Raw genomic sequence first — 15,537 nt, 5'->3', positions numbered from 1 at the left:
GCCGGCGTTCAGGGTGGGCGCCGGCCCGCCGCGCGGTCAGTTGGGGTTGCTGGCGTGGGTCAGCGTCTCCCAGGCGACGAAGAGGTTGTTGCTGCCGGCGGGACGCTGTTGCAGCGTGAGGGTCTGCGTATTGGTCATGACGTTGCCCAGCCGGTTGCTCATCGCGTTGAAACCGACCTCGGTGATCGGGCCGAGGCCCCGGGTGAGGGTGCCGCCGCAGAGCCAGGAGGGCGCCGCCTCGCCGAGTTGGTAGCGCGAGTGGAAGCCGAGGGCCTGCCGCAGCCGCTCACCGACCTGCGGGTACAGGTCGCGCTCCTGGATCCGGGAGGTCTCCGCGACGTGTGAGATGGCGGAGATGCCGTATCCGGTGTGGACGAAGTCCCGGCAGGTCTCCTGCGCGAGGCCGGCGACGAAGGTGGACTGGCCCTGCCAGTAGCCGATGATCTCGCCGCTGGTGTCCAGGCCGCTGCCGGGCACGGTGTACGGGAGCGCGCCGTCACTGGGCAGGTAGATGAAGGCGCGGGCGCGGTTGAGGAAGCGGGTCACCGCCGCGTCGTAGGCCGTCCGGTCGTCCAGGTGGACGGCGATCCCGATGGCGGCCTCCATCATGGTCAGTTCCCAGTTGCCGTTGCTGTTCGAGCCGTTGCGGACCACCGGCAGGTAGACGGTGCGCAGCATGGTGGCGAACCGGTTGGCGTTGGGCCAGCTGCTGTACGTGTACTTGATGATCTCGGCGGCCCGGGGCCAGGTCGAGGCCGCCCAGCCGGTCTGCAGGGGCGCGTTGCTGCCGGTGTGGGAGGTGATCGTCGCCGACCAGGCGTCCATGATCTGGATCGCCTTCTGGGCGTACCGGGCGTCGCCGGTGAGGTACCAGGCGAGCGCGTCGGTGTACGCGGCGATCGCGTCCTCGCGCTCTTCGGTGCAGCCGTTGTTGGGGTTGGAGTAGGAGCCGCACTCGACAACCGCGCGCGGCGCCGGGGTGCGGGACAGCGAGGCGTACCGGCTGGACATCATCTGGTTGTAGGCCGCCGCCCAGGGCTGCGCGCCTGCCTGCACCCGCCCCCGTACGAAGTCGAGCTGACCCCTGCTGACCAGCACTCCGGGGTGGGTGAAGCCGCTCGACGGCGGTGGGGTGGTGCCGCCGGTGGGCAGCGTCCAGAGCTGGTTGGCGGCGCCGGTGCAGCTCCAGATCTGTAGCGGCGTGCCGTCGGCGGAGCTGGTGCCGGTGGCGTCGAGGCACTTGCCCGAGGCCGGGTTGACCACCTGCCCCGCGCTGTACGACCACTGCTGCGCCCCGGTGCCGTTGCAGTCGTAGATCTGCACCCGGGCGCCGTTGGCGGTGCTGGCGGCCGCGATGTCGAGGCACTTGCCCAGGGCTCTGATCGTGCCGTCGTCGGCCACGGTCCACTGCTGCGCGGCGGAGCCGTTGCAGGCGTAGAGCTGCACCGGGGTGGAGTTGGCTGGGTTGGCGGCGGCCACGTCGACGCATTTGCCGCCGTACCCGGTGATGGCGCCCGTGGCGGCGGCGGCCGCCGGGGAGGCGCCGACGAACAGGCCGGTCGGTACGGCGAGCAGGGCCGCGGCGAACGCGGCGGCCAACCTGGTGCGGCGGGGCGGGTGCCCGACCGTTCGTCGCGCCATGGCGGGGTCCTTCCGGGGCGGCGGAAACAACTGTAAAGTGTGTTAATCATTACAGCCGCAGGCATCGATATCAATGTCTTCGCCACAATTGCCCGCCGCCACCGGCGTCGACCCTCAGCCGAGCGGACCGCCGACGACGGAGAGGAGGCGCAACCTGTCGTCGCTCTCGGAGCCGGGCGCGGCCGTGAGGACCAGCAGGGTCTGGGACTGGTCCGGGTCCACCAGCGTCTGGCAGTGCAACTCCAACGCGCCGACCTCCGGGTGCAGGAGGCGCTTCGGTGGGCAGGGACCGCCCGGCACCGGATGCTCCCGCCACAACTGCGCGAACTCCCCGCTCGCGGCCAGCAGATCGTCGACGATCGCCGCGGCTCGCGAGCCACCGCCATCACGGGTGTACGCCGCGTGCAGGTGCGCCACGAACAGTCGGCTCAGCACCGGGTGATCCTGCGCCGGATGCCGCTCCCGCGCCGTTGGGTCGGTGAACCAGCGGTGGTGCGCGCTGCGGGCCAGCCCGGTGTGCCGGGTCTCGTCGCCGAGCAGGGCGACGGCCGGCGCGGTCTGCGCGAGGGTCTCGCCGAGGTGGTTCACCACCTGGGCCGGGGTGTCGTGCAGCCGGTCGAGGATGCGCATCATCCCGGGGTTGACGTGGTCGGCGCGGACCGCGCGGTGGGGCACGGCGTGCCCGGCGAGTTGGAACAGGTGGTCCCGTTCGGCCAGGGACAGGCGCAGGCCGCGGGCCAGGGCGGCGAGCATCTGCTCGGAGGGGTGCGGTCCGCGCTGCTGCTCCAACCGCGTGTAGTAGTCGGTGGACATACCGCTCAACGCGGCGACTTCCTCGCGCCGCAGCCCACCGGTGCGTCGGCGCGGGCCGCGCGGCAACCCCACGTCCTCGGGGCGCAGCGCCTCGCGTCGGGTGCGCAGGAAGCTGGCGAGGTGGGCGCGGTTCACGGTGACTCCGATCGGGGTGGGCGCCGGCGGGTGGACCAGCACGGTGGGTGCAACAGACGGGCCGGCGCAGGATGTTCCGCGCCAGGCGCTTGCTGCTCGACGCTGCGGGCCACTCCGCCGATTGGCTGCAATCGGACAGCTGATCGGTTTACGCCACACGACCGTCACGAAATCCGGCGGCAGAGCGTCACAGTCCCCGGATAGTCTGCCTCCGCGCGTCGTCGCCCCGGCACGTCCCGTCCCGCGCCTGGTCGGCGCGGCGATCGCCGCCACCGCCCACCATCCGCCGGACCAACCGACCTCAGGAGAGTTAGTGACACAGCAATCCGTCGCGACATCGGACAAGCTCGACGCCGCGGTGCTCAAGGTGGCGGGTGTCGTCGTCCTTGGCGCGATCATGTCGATCCTCGACGTGACGGTGGTCAGCGTCGCGCTGCCCACGTTCCAGACCGAGTTCGACGTCTCCTACGCCCGGGTGGCCTGGACGATGACGGGCTACACGCTGGCCCTGGCCACGGTGATCCCGCTCAGCGGGTGGGCGGCCGACCGGTTCGGCACGAAGCGGCTCTACATGGTGGCGCTCACCCTGTTCACGATCGGGTCGGGGCTCTGCGCCACCGCCGACTCGATCGGCCAGTTGATCGGCTTCCGTGTCCTGCAGGGCCTCGGCGGCGGCATGCTCATGCCGCTCGGCATGACGATCATGACGCGGGCGGCCGGGCCGCACCGGATCGGCCGGCTGATGGCCGTCCTCGGCATCCCGATGCTCCTCGGCCCGATCGGTGGCCCGATCCTCGGTGGCTGGCTGATCGACACGGCGAGCTGGCACTGGATCTTCCTGATCAACCTGCCGATCGGTGTCATCGCCCTGATCTACGCGCAGATGGCGCTCCCGAAGGACGCCCCCGAGCCGTCGGAGTCCTTCGACTTCCTCGGCATGCTGATGCTCTCCCCGGGTCTCGCGCTCTTCCTCTACGGCGTCTCGTCGCTGCCGGAGGCGGGCACGTTCAGCGCGACCAAGGTGTGGGCCCCGATGCTGGTCGGCGGCGCGCTGGTGGTGGCCTTCGTGCTCTACTCCTTCAAGCCCCGGCACCCGCTGCTCGACCTGCGGCTGTTCCGCAACCGCAACCTGACCATCGCGGCGGCCACGCTGTTCGTGTTCATCATCGCGTTCATGGGCGCCGGCCTGCTGTTCCCGAGCTACTTCCTACAGGTGCGCGGTGAGTCCACGCTGGCCGCCGGCCTGCTGATGGCTCCGCAGGGCATCGGCGCGATGATCACCATGCCGATCGCCGGAACGCTCGCCGACCGGGTGCCCATCGGCCGTACCGTCCCGTTCGCGCTCGCCCTGATCGTCGCCGGCTTCTTCGGCTTCACCCAGGTCGACCCGCAGACGTCGTACTGGCTGCTCGGTGGGTCGCTGTTCGTGATGGGCCTGGGCATGGGCGGCACGATGATGCCGATCATGACGTCGGCGCTGCGCACGTTGCAGGCGCAGGAGGTCGCGCGCGGCTCGACGCTCGTCAACATCCTGCAGCAGATCGGCGGCTCGGTCGGCGCCGCCGTGATGTCGGTGATCCTCACCAACGAGCTGAACGGCTCCCGGCCGATCCCCGGCCTGGTCGACCAGAGCAGCGGCAAGCCGGTCACCGAGGCCGGGCTGGCCATCGGCGCCCAGCAGCATCCGGAGGTGCTCCAGCAGCTGCCGGTGCCGGTGGACCCGTCGATCATCGAGCGCGGTCTCGACTTCGCCGCGAGGTCGTTCGCCCACACGTTCTGGGTGGGGTTCGCGCTCGTGCTGGCCACCTTCATCCCGGCCGCCCTGCTGCCGCGTCGGCGTACGCCCGCGCAGCCGCTCGGTGACGAGCAGACCGACCTGCCGAAGACGCCCGTCGTCATCCACTGACCGACGCGCCCGCCGCGCTCGACGCCCGTTGCGGTGTCGAGCGCGGCGGTGTGTACGGGGTCAGCGCAGCGGACCGTCGCCCGACCCGTTCGGGTCGTCGACCACGTGCACCGCGGCCTCCTCGGCGCTCGCGCCACCCGCGTCGATCCCGGCGTCCCACGCCACCGAGTCGGCCTCGTCGTCCTCGCGGACGCCCTCGTCGTACTCGACGAGACGGCCCGCGCGCGCCTCGGTCTCGTACCCCCGGCGGGTCAGCTCGTCCTCGTCGTCGCCCCCCTCGGCGTACGGGTCGACGTCCGGCTCCTCCTGGGCGAGGTACTGGTCCAACGACTCGCCCGCCCGCTCCTCGGCGGGGGTGGTGCCGAACCGGTTCGCCGCCGTCCAGTGGTCCGCGGCGACGATGCCGGTGTCGAGGGGGTCGCCGACCCGATCGTCGTCCAGGGTGTCGGAGGCGTCCAGCACCCCGTCGTCCTCGGCCACGTTCCACTCGTCGACGGAATCCGTCTGGCTCACGGCATCTCTCCTTCGTCACGGCGCAGCGAAGTGCCAAGCCTATGACCGTGCAACACGGCCGGCCCCCGAGGCCTGCCCGCTGTGACGAACCGGCCTCGGGAGGCGGCGGGTATCACCGCTTCAGCAACTCCACCACGGCCTCGGTGAACTCCTCCGGCTGCTCGATGTGACCGAAATGACCGCTCTGATCCAGAAGGATCAGCCGCGAGTCCTTCAGGCCGGCATGCAGTTCCTCGGCGTAACGCGGACCGCAGATGAAGTCGTACGCCCCGACGATCACCACGGCCGGAGCGGTGATCTCACCGAGCCGGTCGCGTACGTCGAAGGGAACCGGGTCCTGCGCGCCGGCCGGCGCCGCCCAGGCCCGCAGACCCGCCTGCAACGGTGCGAACTCGGCCTGCCGAGCCCAGAAGTCCGCGAAGTAGACCGGTAGCGCGGCGCCCAGACCGGCGCTCAGCGTCTCGTCGTCGGTGGCGGTGAGGGCCCGGTGGAGGGCGGCCGGGATCTCCGCCGCCTCCGGCCGGTCCGGGTGCCGCTGCGGGTAGGCGGCGAGGTTTGTCATCGCCTCGGCCCAGAAGTCGGCGCCGGTGAGCGGTGAGGTGTCGTACAGGATGAGCCCGGCCACCCGGTCCGGGTGCTCCAGGGCGTAGCGCTGGATGACGAAACCGCCGTACGAGTGCCCGAGCAGGTATACCCGGGGCTCCCCGAGGTGCGCGACGACCGCGTCCAGGAAACGGACATAGGTGTCCATCCGGTAGTCGTCGGCACTGTCGAGTCGTCCCGACGCGCCGGTGCCGACCGGCTCGACGTACACCATCGTGTAGTGCTCTTCGAGGCTCGGCGTCCGCAGGTAGGACCACTCGATACCGGGTCCGCCCGAGTGCGCCACACAAACCGGGCCGGTGCCGGCGACGTGGTAGACCTGCCGCACCCCGTCGACGGTGAACGAGTGGGCGCCGGGCGCGAGCGCGCCGACGTCGTGGTGGGTGGAACCCATGAACTGTCTCCCGATTTCCTGACCCGTGCGGCGTGTGCCGCGACGGCAACTGGCTGGATACCGACCAGATGCGCGGGTCGTCGGGAAAGTTCGCTCGGCGGGGGAGGTTTTCTCAGAGCCGCGCCGGAACGGGGTGGAACAGCGTGAGCTGACGTACCCGCCCCTCGCGAAGCACCTGCAACCACAGCGCCGCCGGTGGGCAGTGGTCCGGGTTGTCCGGTGGGCTGAGCAGGTCGGTCTCCCAGATGAGCACGTCGCCGCTGGCCACGACGGTGCGCAGCCGTTGTCGTACCCCGGCGTTCAGGTCGCTGGTCATGCCACGCAGCGCCAGTTCGCGGCCACCGCGTGGACCACCGGGAACGACCATCTGAGCGTCCGGCCACCAGGTGTCGTGGACCACCTGGTCGAAGTCGCCCCGCATCGCCGTGGCGATCATGTCGACGCCCTCGCGCCACCGCGCGTCGCCGGCCGCGCGGACGTCGGCGTGGGTCGAGGTCGCCGCCGCGCGCAGGCCGCCGGCGAGGGCCCGCCGGGCGTGGCTGAGGCGGCTGCGGACGGTGCCGACCGGCACGCCGCACAGGGCCGCGATCTGGTCGTACGACGAGGCATCGCTGAAGTAGCGCAGCATGGTGACCAGGCGGTCGGGCTCGGACAACTCCCCGATGGCGTGCCACACCCAGTCGCGCAGCGCGCCGGAGTCCAGGGACTCCTCCGGGGTGGGTTCGGTGGCGGGGCGGGCGAACCACTCCGGATCGGCGACCGGCGTCGGACGCGGCGCGCGCAGTGTCATCCGGGCGTTGTTGCGGACGACCGTGCGCAGCCACGGCCCGACGGCAGCCGAGTCGCGGATCTCGCCGACGCGCCGCAGCGCCGTCACCATCGCGTCCTGCACGGCGTCCTCGGCATCCGGTCCGTAGCCGAGCAGGCTCACCGCGACGGCCCGCATGCCCGCCTCGTGGCGGGTCAGCAGCACGCCGAGCGCCCCCGCGTCGCCCGCCTGCGCGAGCGTCACCAGTTCGGCGTCACTCACCGTCATGCCCAGTTCCTCCCCGAACCGCCCGTTCTGAACATGTCTGCTCTTCAAGCGTACGGCGGACCGGCGCGAGGACGGTGCGGCCGTCGTCGGCGGCCGGCGGCCCCGCGTGTTCTGGGGTCGCCGATCTGCGGCCGGCACACGGTGTAGCGGTGCGCACGCCTGGGCCAGGATGGGAGCGTGGACATCGAACCGGTCGACGGCGCGCCCCGGCAGGCGTTCCGCTGGGCGCTCCTGCGTCAGCGCTGGGAGGACCTCACCTTCCTGCACTGGGCCGTCGCGCCGGAGCTTGTCGCGCCCCTGCTGCCCGCCGGCACCCGGCCGGACACCGTCGGCGGGGTCAGCTACGTCGGGCTGATCGGCTTCCGGATGGTCGGGCTGGGCTTCGGCCGCGGCCCGGGCGTGCCGTATCTCGGCACCTTCGCCGAGACGAACGTCCGGCTCTACTCGGTGGACGACACCGGGCGGCGGGCGGTCGTGTTCCGGTCGCTCGACGCCTCCCGCCTGGTGCCGGTGCTCGTCGCGCGGGCGACGCTGGGGCTGCCGTACCTCTGGTCCTCGATGCGGCTGGACCGCGACGGTGACCGACTCACCTACCGGTGCCGGCGACGCTGGCCCGGGCCGGCGGGTACGACGAGCCGGATGGAGGTCCGGGTGGGGGAGCGCATCGCCGACCCGACCCCGGTCGACCATTTCCTCACCGCCCGCTGGGGCCTGCACACCCGGGCGTACGGGCGCACGCTGCACCTGCCGAACTGGCATCCCCGCTGGCCGTTGTACCGGGCGGAGCTGCTGCGCCTGGACGACGAACTGGTCGCCGCCGCCGGACTGCCGGCACCGGTCGGACCGCCGGCCAGCGTGCTCTACTCGCCCGGCGTCGGGGTGCGGTTCGGGCCGCCCGTCGCGGCACGGCGGCCCGGCTGAGCGACGCGACGCCGGGCCGCCGGTCGCTCAGTAGCGGTCGCCCTCGGGGGCGGGCAGGGCGTCCAGGTCGGCCAGCTCCGCGGCGTCGAGCCGCACGTCGCCCGCCGCGCAGTTGTCCACCAGATACTTCGGGGTCTTCGTACCGGGGATCGGAATGATCCGGTCCCCCTGTACGACGACCCACGCCAGGGCGACCTGCGCGGGGCTGACGCCGGCCCGGTCGGCGATCTCCCGGACCCGGCCGACGATGGCGAGGTTGGCGCGCAGCGCGTCCTGCTGGAAGCGCGGCAGGCCACGTCGGAAGTCGTCGGCCGGCAGGTCGTCGACCGACGCGAACCGTCCGGTGAGGAAACCTCGACCCAGCGGGGAGAACGGCAGGAAGGCGATGCCCTGCGCGGCGCAGTACGGCAGCACCTCGGTCAGCGGGTCCCGGGTCCACAGCGACAGCTCGGACTGCACCGACGCCACCGGATGCACCGCCTGGGCCCGTACGATCTGGGCCACCGTCACCTCGGACAGGCCGATCTGTCGCGCCTTGCCAGCCGCGACGACCTCCGCCATCGCGCCCCAGGACTCCTCGATGGGCACCTCGGGGTCGACGCGGTGCAGTTGGTAGAGGTCGACGTGGTCGGTGCCGAGGCGGCGCAGACTGTCGTCGATCGCCGCGCGGATGTGCTCCGGCCGGCCATTGTTGCCGAGCTTCAGTGAGTTGCCGGTGCCGCCGGTCGGGGATGTCGCGACCAGCCCGACCTTCGTCGCCAGGACGGCCCGCTCGCGGTGGCCGCCGGCCAGCGCCCGCCCGACCAGCTCCTCGTTGGTGTACGGCCCGTACACATCGGACGTGTCGATCAGCGTGGCGCCCAGGTCCAGCGCCTGCCGGATCACGGAGATCGAGGTGTCGTCGTCGCGAGGGCCGGTGATGTCGTATCCGTGGCTCATGCCCATGCACCCGAGACCGATGACGCCGACCTCGGGCCCCGCACTGCCCAGCGTGGTGGTTCGCATGCCCCCACGCTACGACCGTTGCCCGCCACTCGCCGGCCGGCATCGGCCCGACGGACGACTGCTCTGGCGGGTTCGGTGTTCCGGGCGGTATGCTCCGCCGCGATGATCACTTCCTCTCGTCGTAGATTGGAGGACCCATCCGCGAACGGTGAGTGCTGATGCGCTCCCGGGCCGCGAATGCGGATTCTCGACTCTCCCTCTGGCGTCGCGTGCGCGAGTTCGCCGTGCCGCCGTCCATGATCGAACGTGCCACCGCTCGTCGCCAGGTCGGGGACTGGGCCGGGGCATGCGCCGCCGCGCGTGTCGCCGTCGACGTGAACCTGCGTACGGTCGCCAATCGTCACGGTCGTGAGGTGACGGCACGGCTCCGCGCCGATCTCCAACACCTGGCGCCCGACCTGCTGCGATGGCATCTGCCGAGGGTCGCTCCCGATGGCCTGCTGCGTCCGGGCACGGCCATGGCGTTGGCCCGGTACGACCCGGGGCGGCCCGGCGGCGCGGCCCCGGCATTGGTGGTCCGGACCCCGCCCGCCTGGGCCGACGCCGGGCAGCGGATCAGCCTCGGGTTGTGGGACCCCTCCGACTCGGATCCGCATCCCGACCAGCGGTTCCGGCTCGACCTGCACCGCCACCTGTGGGACGCGCGGCGATCCGCTGAGCTGGGGACCCGATCCGGCGCGCGACGGTGCGCCGCCGACGTCCCACCCGAGGGTGTCGCCGACGTCCTCGCGACGGAGGCGCGGACAGCCGGCTACGCGATCGACCGGTGGACGGCCGAGGCGGCGCTCCTGCTTCAGGCCGAAGGTCGACCCAGCGGCCCCGTCGTGGTGCGGCTCGGCGTCCGACGTCGGATCGTCCTGCACGTCGACGTGGGGGCGGTCGGTGGGGACACCGCCCCGCCGGCCACCGCGTACCTCGATCCGTCCGTGGGCGGTGGGGGTGCGCCGGTGCTGCCCGACGCGGCGACCTGGGTGCTGCCCGACCTGGCGCTGCTGCGCGCGGGGCTCATCCAGGCCGACCGGCTGCACCCCTGGTCGCGTCGGCGCTCGTACCGGAGCATCCGGTGGCCACCGGCGCGACGGTGGCGGTCCGGCCCGTGCTGCCGCGCCTGGTGTCCTGCCGGGGCGCCCGCCACCGCATCGACCTCGTCGACGGGGTGCTCGCCGCACTGGACCACGACCCGGACGAGATCCGCCGGGAGGAGTTGCTGGCCGCGCTCACCGGAACTCCGCTGCCCTGCCTGCGGGCGATCGATGAGGCGCACCGACATCCGGAGTGCCTGCCCGACGTGCGGGCCCGGCTGGACCACGGTGACACCGCCGGGGCGCTGGACACCGTCGAGGCGCTACTCGGCCCCGCCGCGCTCCTGCGGGACGGCCCGCTGCGGGACGAACTCGAGACCGCCGAGCAACGGCGGATCACCCATGGCCTGTTCCGGGCTGGCCTGATCGGGGCCGAGCGGGGCCCGACCGCCGAGGGACCTCGACGCCACGGCGAGCGACGCCGGCGTTCGCGCCACGCCACGGCGCGCTGACCCACAACTCTCTTTTTCCAATATGGCGGCTGCTCCCGCCCGCCCCCAACCCACACAAGGTGATGACACATGCTCGTATCTGCCCAGCTCGACATCGCCGACGAACTGGTCGCGCTGCTCGGCGCGACCACCACCGAACCCCGTGCGGACAACCAGCTGGCGGCCCTGACCCTGGCCGTTGCCGCCGACCTGCCCGTACTGCTCTGGGGGGAGCCCGGCATCGGCAAGACGGCCGCCCTTTCCCACCTCGCGACCACACTGGACCTACCCCTGACGACCGTCGTCGCCAGCGTCCACGAACCGTCCGATTTCTCAGGACTGCCCATCGTGGGCGACGACCCGGCCACCCAGGGCGTCCCGATGGCCCCACCGGACTGGGCGGTACGCCTGGTCCAGGCCGGCCGGGGCCTGCTGTTCCTCGACGAGTTGTCCACCGCGCCACCCGCCGTCCAGGCCGCCCTGCTACGCCTCGTGCTGGAGCGGCGCGTCGGCGCGCTGCGGCTGCCGCCCGGCGTACGCATCGTCGCCGCCGCCAATCCACGATCGACCGCGGCCGACGGCTGGGAGCTGAGCCCGCCGCTGGCGAACCGCTTCGTCCACCTCCAGTGGGCTCACGACCACGAGGTCGTCGTCCGTGGCCTCGGCGGGACCTGGCCGCTCGCGACGCTGCCCCGACTCGACCCGACCCTGCTCCCGGAGGCCGTCGCCTTCGCCCGGCGCGCGGTGTGCGGCCTGCTCACCGTACGGCCGGATCTCGTGCACCGCCTGCCCAGCACGGAGGTGGCACGCGGTGGAGCGTGGCCGTCGCCGCGCAGTTGGGAGATGGCGCTACGGCTGACCGCCTTCGCGACCGCCGCGGGCGTCTCGCGTGAGGTGCTGTCGATGCTGGTGCGGGGCACGGTCGGCGACGGTCCGGGTCTGGAACTGCTGGCCAGTATGGACCGGATGGACCTGCCCGACCCGGAGGAGTTGTTGGCCGACCCTGCTACGGCCGTACTGCCCGAACGCGGTGATCTGCGGCAGGCCGTGTTGGACGCCGTGGTGGCAGCGGTCCGCAATCGCCCCGAACGCTCGCGGTGGGACGCGGCGTGGGCGTTGCTGGCCCGAGCCGTCGAGACCGGAGCGCCCGATCTGGTGGTGGTTCCCGCGACCACCCTGGCCACCCTGCGCCGCCCGGACTGGGAGGTGCCCGCCACCATCGAACGCCTCTCGGGGGCGGTGTCGCTCTCCCGCCGTGTCGACGGGGTGGCGGTGCGTATCGCGGCCGCCGCGAAGGGCGCCCGATGAGCGGCGGAGGTACGACGACGGCAGCGGATTCGACCGCGCTGGACGTCGACAAGCTGTACGCCGCCCGACTGCACGCCGCCCGCGTGCGCCCCTACCTGGCCACGGCGCTGTTCGCCCTGCGGTCGGTGGCGTCCCGGCAGGTGCCGACGATGGCCGTGGATCGGTACTGGCGCTGCTACGTCTCGCCCGCCTTCGTCACCCGTACTCCGCTGGAGGAGCTTGCCGGCGTCTGGGTGCACGAGGTGTCGCACCTCCTGCGTGACCACCACGGCCGGAGTGACCGGGTGGCCCGGGCCCGAGGCCTGACCGGCCCTGGGGAGCGGCTGCGGATGAACATCGCGGCGGACTGCGAGATCAACGACGACGTGTTCGGTGACGGGCTGGCGATGCCGGCGGGCGCCGTCCAGCCGGCGTCGCTCGGGCTCGCTCCCGGCGAGCTGATGGAGGACTATCTGCGCCAGTTCGGGTTGGGACCGCGTACCCAGGATCTGGTCTGGCTGGACTGTGGCAGCGGCGCGGACGGACTGGCACGGGAGTGGGACCTCGGGCCCGAGGGCGCGCACAGTCTCAGCGAGCAGGAGCGGGACCTGGTGCGGCACCGGGTGGCGGAGGGCATCACCGGGCACCCCGGTTCAATTCCCCGGGGCTGGCGGCGTTGGGCGGAGCAGGCCTTCCACCCGCCGCAGCCGTGGCGGGACCTCCTGGGCGCGGCCGTCCGCTCGGCGGCGGTGGCCGTCGGGGTCGGGTCGGACCACGCCTACGGGCGGCCGTCCCGGCGGTCCGTCGGCGTACCCGGTGTGGTTTTGCCCAGCCTGCGCCGTCGCCCGCCGTCGGTGTGCGTCATCGTGGACACGTCGGGATCGGTCAGCGACGCCGAGTTGGGCAGCGTGCTGCTCGAGGTGGCAGCGATTTCCCGCGCCGTCTGCGGTCGACGGGACCTGGTCAGCGTGTTGCCGTGCGACGCGGCGGCCCGGGTCGTGCACCCGCTGTGCCGCGCGGAGGAGATCCCGCTGATCGGTGGTGGTGGGACGGACCTGCGTGCCGGATTCGCCCGGGCGCAGCGGGTGCGGCCCCGACCGGACGTCGTCGTGGCGTTGACCGACGGGCAGACGCCCTGGCCGTCCACCCGCCCGGCGGCACCGACGGTGGTGGGCCTGTTTCCCCGACACCGGCCGGCCTGGGTCCAGGAGATGGACTGGGTGCCGCCCGCACCCCCGGCGTGGGCCCGGGTGGTGACCATCGGCTCGACCTAGAATCGACAATGCTCACTGCTTTTGTCGGTGTGGGCTGGGGGCTGGCGCGAAGGGCGGTAGGCAGCATGGGACCGGACGAGCGGCGACGGTTGTTCGAGCTGGCGCGGGAGCGCTCGACGCGACAGCGGACGTGGGCGGAGGCCGACCAGCTCTGGACCCGGGTGGTCGAGGCGTACCGGGAGGCCGTGCGGGAGCCGGGCCGGGCGGCGCGGGAGGATCAGCAGCAGTTGGCCCGGGCACTGTGGCGGCACAGCATGCTGATGTCCGCGCGGGGCTTGGCCGCCGACGCGATGGCGCCCGGCGGTGAGGCAATCGTCGTCTTCGAGCGGGTGTACGACGCCGTGGCGGCCGAGTTTGCGAGCGTGCTCGCCACGCCCCGGGACGAGGCCCTGGCCGAACTGATCACCGCGCTGGTAGATCTGGCCGAGGTCTCGTTCGCCGCCGGTCAGCCCGCCACCCGACGGGACCTGTTGGAGCGTGCCGTGACGGTGGGCCTGACCTCCGCCGGGTCGCCCCCGTCCGCCGGGCCGCGGACCCGGGAGGCGATGGGGACGGCCTACCACAACCAGGCGGTCGCGCTGCTGCACCGGCACCTCACCCGGCCGTCGCCGACCGAGGGCGCCCAGGAGGCGGCGCTGGCGGCGTCGCGGGCCTGTGAGCTGCGGCAGGGTCTGCTGGACATGGCACGTCCGCTGTCGTTCTGGGAGATGGCCAACACCTACGGGGTGTACGCCCAGTGCCTGGTCCTGATCGGTGACCTCGACCGGGCGGCCATGGTGCTGTCGATGGGCAACCGGTTCGTCGAGACGCTGGGTCCGGCCGCCGCCGAGCCGGCCCAGAAGTTGCGGGTCGCGGCCGAGATGCTGGCCCGGGAGCAGGGTGGGTCGCGGGGCGCGGCCGGTTCGCGTCGCTGGGGATGGCGGCGCTGAGCCGTCCGGCCCGGCTTGCATGGACATCGTCAAGGATCGATACTGTCCGCGAAGGCGCCGCCCCGCCGCAGACCACCACCGTCGATCCGAAGCGGGTTCCGCATGCGCACACTGAGACTTGTCACGTCGCTGGCCGTCGCCGGCCTGCTCGCCGGCGCGGTGGCGACGATCGCCACGCCGGCCAGCGCGGCGACCGCCGCGTTCTCCGTGACCAACAGCTGGGGCAGTGGCTATCAGGGCCAGGTCACGGTCACCAACGACACCTCCGTGCCGATCAACGGCTGGCGGGTGGAGTTCGACCTCCCGGCCGGGTCGCGCATCAGCCAGTCCTGGAACGCCCAGCAGACGACCGCCGGCAGCCACTACACCTTCAGCAACGTGTCGTGGAACGGCGCCCTCGCGGCCGGCGCGTCGACGTCGTTCGGCTTCCTCGTCGACGGCTCGGGCACGCCGGTGAACTGCACCGTCAACGGCAACAGCGTGTCCTGCTCCGGCGGCACGCCCCCGACGACCCCACCCCCCACGACCCCACCCCCCACCACGCCGCCGCCGACGACCCCGCCACCGACCACCCCGCCGCCGACCACCGGTACGCCCGTCGAGCGGTACGGGCAGCTCCGGGTCTGCGGCACGACGATGTGCGACAGGTCCGGCGCCCGGGTGCAACTGCGCGGCGTCAGCAGCATGTGGCTCAACTGGGAGACCGCTCCCTACGCCGAGAACCTGTCCGCGCTGCGGTGGATGCGGGACAACTGGAACCTCCAGGTGATCCGCGCGGCGATGGGCGTCGAGCCGTCCGGGGCGTACCTGAGCGATCCGGGCAGGGCGCGGGCGCAGGTGGAGACCATCATCAACAACGCCGTCAGCGCCGGGGTCTACGTGATCGTCGACTGGCACGCCCATGAAGCGCAGAACAACCAGTCCCAGGCGGCGGCGTTCTTCGGTGACCTGGCACGCCGTTACGGTCACCTGCCCAACGTCATCTGGGAGACGTGGAACGAGCCGTTGCAGTTCAGCTGGACCGGCGTCATCAAGCCGTACCACCAGGCGGTCGTCTCCGCGATCCGCGCCGCCGACCCGGACAACATCGTGGTGCTCGGAACGCCGACGTGGTCGCAGGACGTGGACGCGGCGGCGGCCAGCCCGCTCTCCGGCACCAACCTCATGTACACATTGCACTTCTACTCCTGCACCCACGGCGCGTCGCTGCGTGCCAAGGGCGACGCGGCGATCCGGGCCGGCCTGGCCCTGTTCGTCACCGAGTGGGGCGCCAGCAACGCCGACGGTGGCCTCGACGGCCGGGCCTGCCTGCCGGAGGCGCAGTCCTGGATCGACTGGATGAGGGCGAACGGCATCTCCTGGACCGCCTGGAAGCTCGACGTCGGCACCGACACCACCAACCTGCTCAGCCCCGGCGCGCCGGTGACCGGCGGATGGAACAACTACCTGCACGGTCACGCGCCGTTCGTGGTGGCCAACATGCGCTGACCCGGTCGCCCCGGGAGGGCGCGCACGAAGGACGAGCGGTGTGCCGCGCGGTCAGAACGATGACCGGGCGGCATGCCGC

At 72.4% G+C, this 15,537-nt stretch carries 12 protein-coding genes and 1 pseudogene; 7 read left to right on the top strand and 6 right to left on the bottom strand.

Annotated features, from left to right (window positions below):
- Positions 1 to 36: 36 nt before the first annotated feature.
- Together ACQP0N_RS18950 and ACQP0N_RS18945 are read right to left on the bottom strand one after the other, a co-directional pair.
- On the bottom strand, positions 37 to 1,641 hold the full coding sequence (locus tag ACQP0N_RS18950; RefSeq protein ID WP_433112330.1) for a ricin-type beta-trefoil lectin domain protein: 1,605 nt from the start codon (positions 1,639 to 1,641) through the stop codon (positions 37 to 39).
- 114 nt (positions 1,642 to 1,755) lie between these two features.
- Positions 1,756 to 2,589, bottom strand: a complete 834-nt coding sequence (locus ACQP0N_RS18945) for a helix-turn-helix transcriptional regulator (protein ID WP_357117528.1) — start codon at positions 2,587 to 2,589, stop codon at positions 1,756 to 1,758.
- Positions 2,590 to 2,902: 313 nt separating this feature from the next.
- On the opposite strand from ACQP0N_RS18945, the gene ACQP0N_RS18940 reads away from it, so the two are divergent.
- Positions 2,903 to 4,495: a DHA2 family efflux MFS transporter permease subunit gene (locus ACQP0N_RS18940; RefSeq protein ID WP_433112326.1), complete on the top strand. Its 1,593-nt coding sequence runs from the start codon at positions 2,903 to 2,905 to the stop codon at positions 4,493 to 4,495.
- A 60-nt stretch (positions 4,496 to 4,555) separates the two neighbouring features.
- On the opposite strand, the gene ACQP0N_RS18935 is transcribed toward ACQP0N_RS18940, so the two are convergent.
- The 3 genes from ACQP0N_RS18935 to ACQP0N_RS18925 form a co-directional block, all read right to left on the bottom strand.
- Entirely contained in the window at positions 4,556 to 5,008 is a 453-nt protein-coding gene (locus tag ACQP0N_RS18935; protein ID WP_433112323.1) for a DUF5709 domain-containing protein, read from the bottom strand.
- Between the two features lie 112 nt (positions 5,009 to 5,120).
- The gene (locus ACQP0N_RS18930) at positions 5,121 to 6,005 is read right to left on the bottom strand and encodes an alpha/beta fold hydrolase (protein WP_433112320.1); all 885 of its coding nucleotides are present in this window, start codon (positions 6,003 to 6,005) and stop codon (positions 5,121 to 5,123) included.
- A 112-nt stretch (positions 6,006 to 6,117) separates the two neighbouring features.
- Positions 6,118 to 7,041, bottom strand: coding sequence for an RNA polymerase sigma factor (locus tag ACQP0N_RS18925; RefSeq protein WP_433112317.1), 924 nt, complete (start codon positions 7,039 to 7,041; stop codon positions 6,118 to 6,120).
- 177 nt (positions 7,042 to 7,218) lie between these two features.
- On the opposite strand from ACQP0N_RS18925, the gene ACQP0N_RS18920 reads away from it, so the two are divergent.
- Entirely contained in the window at positions 7,219 to 7,962 is a 744-nt protein-coding gene (locus ACQP0N_RS18920) for a YqjF family protein (protein ID WP_433112314.1), read from the top strand.
- 27 nt (positions 7,963 to 7,989) lie between these two features.
- Here ACQP0N_RS18920 and ACQP0N_RS18915 read toward each other — a convergent pair whose 3' ends face one another.
- Positions 7,990 to 8,967 (bottom strand): aldo/keto reductase, encoded by a 978-nt coding sequence (locus tag ACQP0N_RS18915; protein WP_433112311.1) that lies wholly within the window; start codon positions 8,965 to 8,967, stop codon positions 7,990 to 7,992.
- 158 nt (positions 8,968 to 9,125) lie between these two features.
- Between ACQP0N_RS18915 and ACQP0N_RS18910 the strand changes: the two are divergent.
- From ACQP0N_RS18910 to ACQP0N_RS18890, 5 genes and pseudogenes are all read left to right on the top strand, one after another.
- A pseudogene (locus ACQP0N_RS18910) lies at positions 9,126 to 10,501 on the top strand (hypothetical protein).
- Positions 10,502 to 10,570: 69 nt separating this feature from the next.
- The gene (locus ACQP0N_RS18905; protein WP_433112308.1) at positions 10,571 to 11,788 is read left to right on the top strand and encodes an AAA family ATPase; all 1,218 of its coding nucleotides are present in this window, start codon (positions 10,571 to 10,573) and stop codon (positions 11,786 to 11,788) included.
- The gene (locus tag ACQP0N_RS18900; protein WP_433112305.1) at positions 11,785 to 13,041 is read left to right on the top strand and encodes a vWA domain-containing protein; all 1,257 of its coding nucleotides are present in this window, start codon (positions 11,785 to 11,787) and stop codon (positions 13,039 to 13,041) included. The genes ACQP0N_RS18905 and ACQP0N_RS18900 overlap by 4 nt, the downstream gene beginning before the upstream one ends.
- Before the next feature lie 65 nt (positions 13,042 to 13,106).
- Positions 13,107 to 13,970 (top strand): hypothetical protein, encoded by an 864-nt coding sequence (locus tag ACQP0N_RS18895; protein ID WP_433112302.1) that lies wholly within the window; start codon positions 13,107 to 13,109, stop codon positions 13,968 to 13,970.
- Positions 13,971 to 14,072: 102 nt separating this feature from the next.
- Positions 14,073 to 15,458, top strand: a complete 1,386-nt coding sequence (locus ACQP0N_RS18890; protein WP_433112299.1) for a cellulase family glycosylhydrolase — start codon at positions 14,073 to 14,075, stop codon at positions 15,456 to 15,458.
- Positions 15,459 to 15,537 lie beyond the last annotated feature (79 nt).

It is taken from the genome of Micromonospora sp. CA-246542 (assembly GCF_050942905.1).
In the GTDB taxonomy this organism is placed as follows: Bacteria; Actinomycetota; Actinomycetes; order Mycobacteriales; family Micromonosporaceae; genus Micromonospora.
This window is presented reverse-complemented; position numbering and strand designations above follow the sequence as displayed.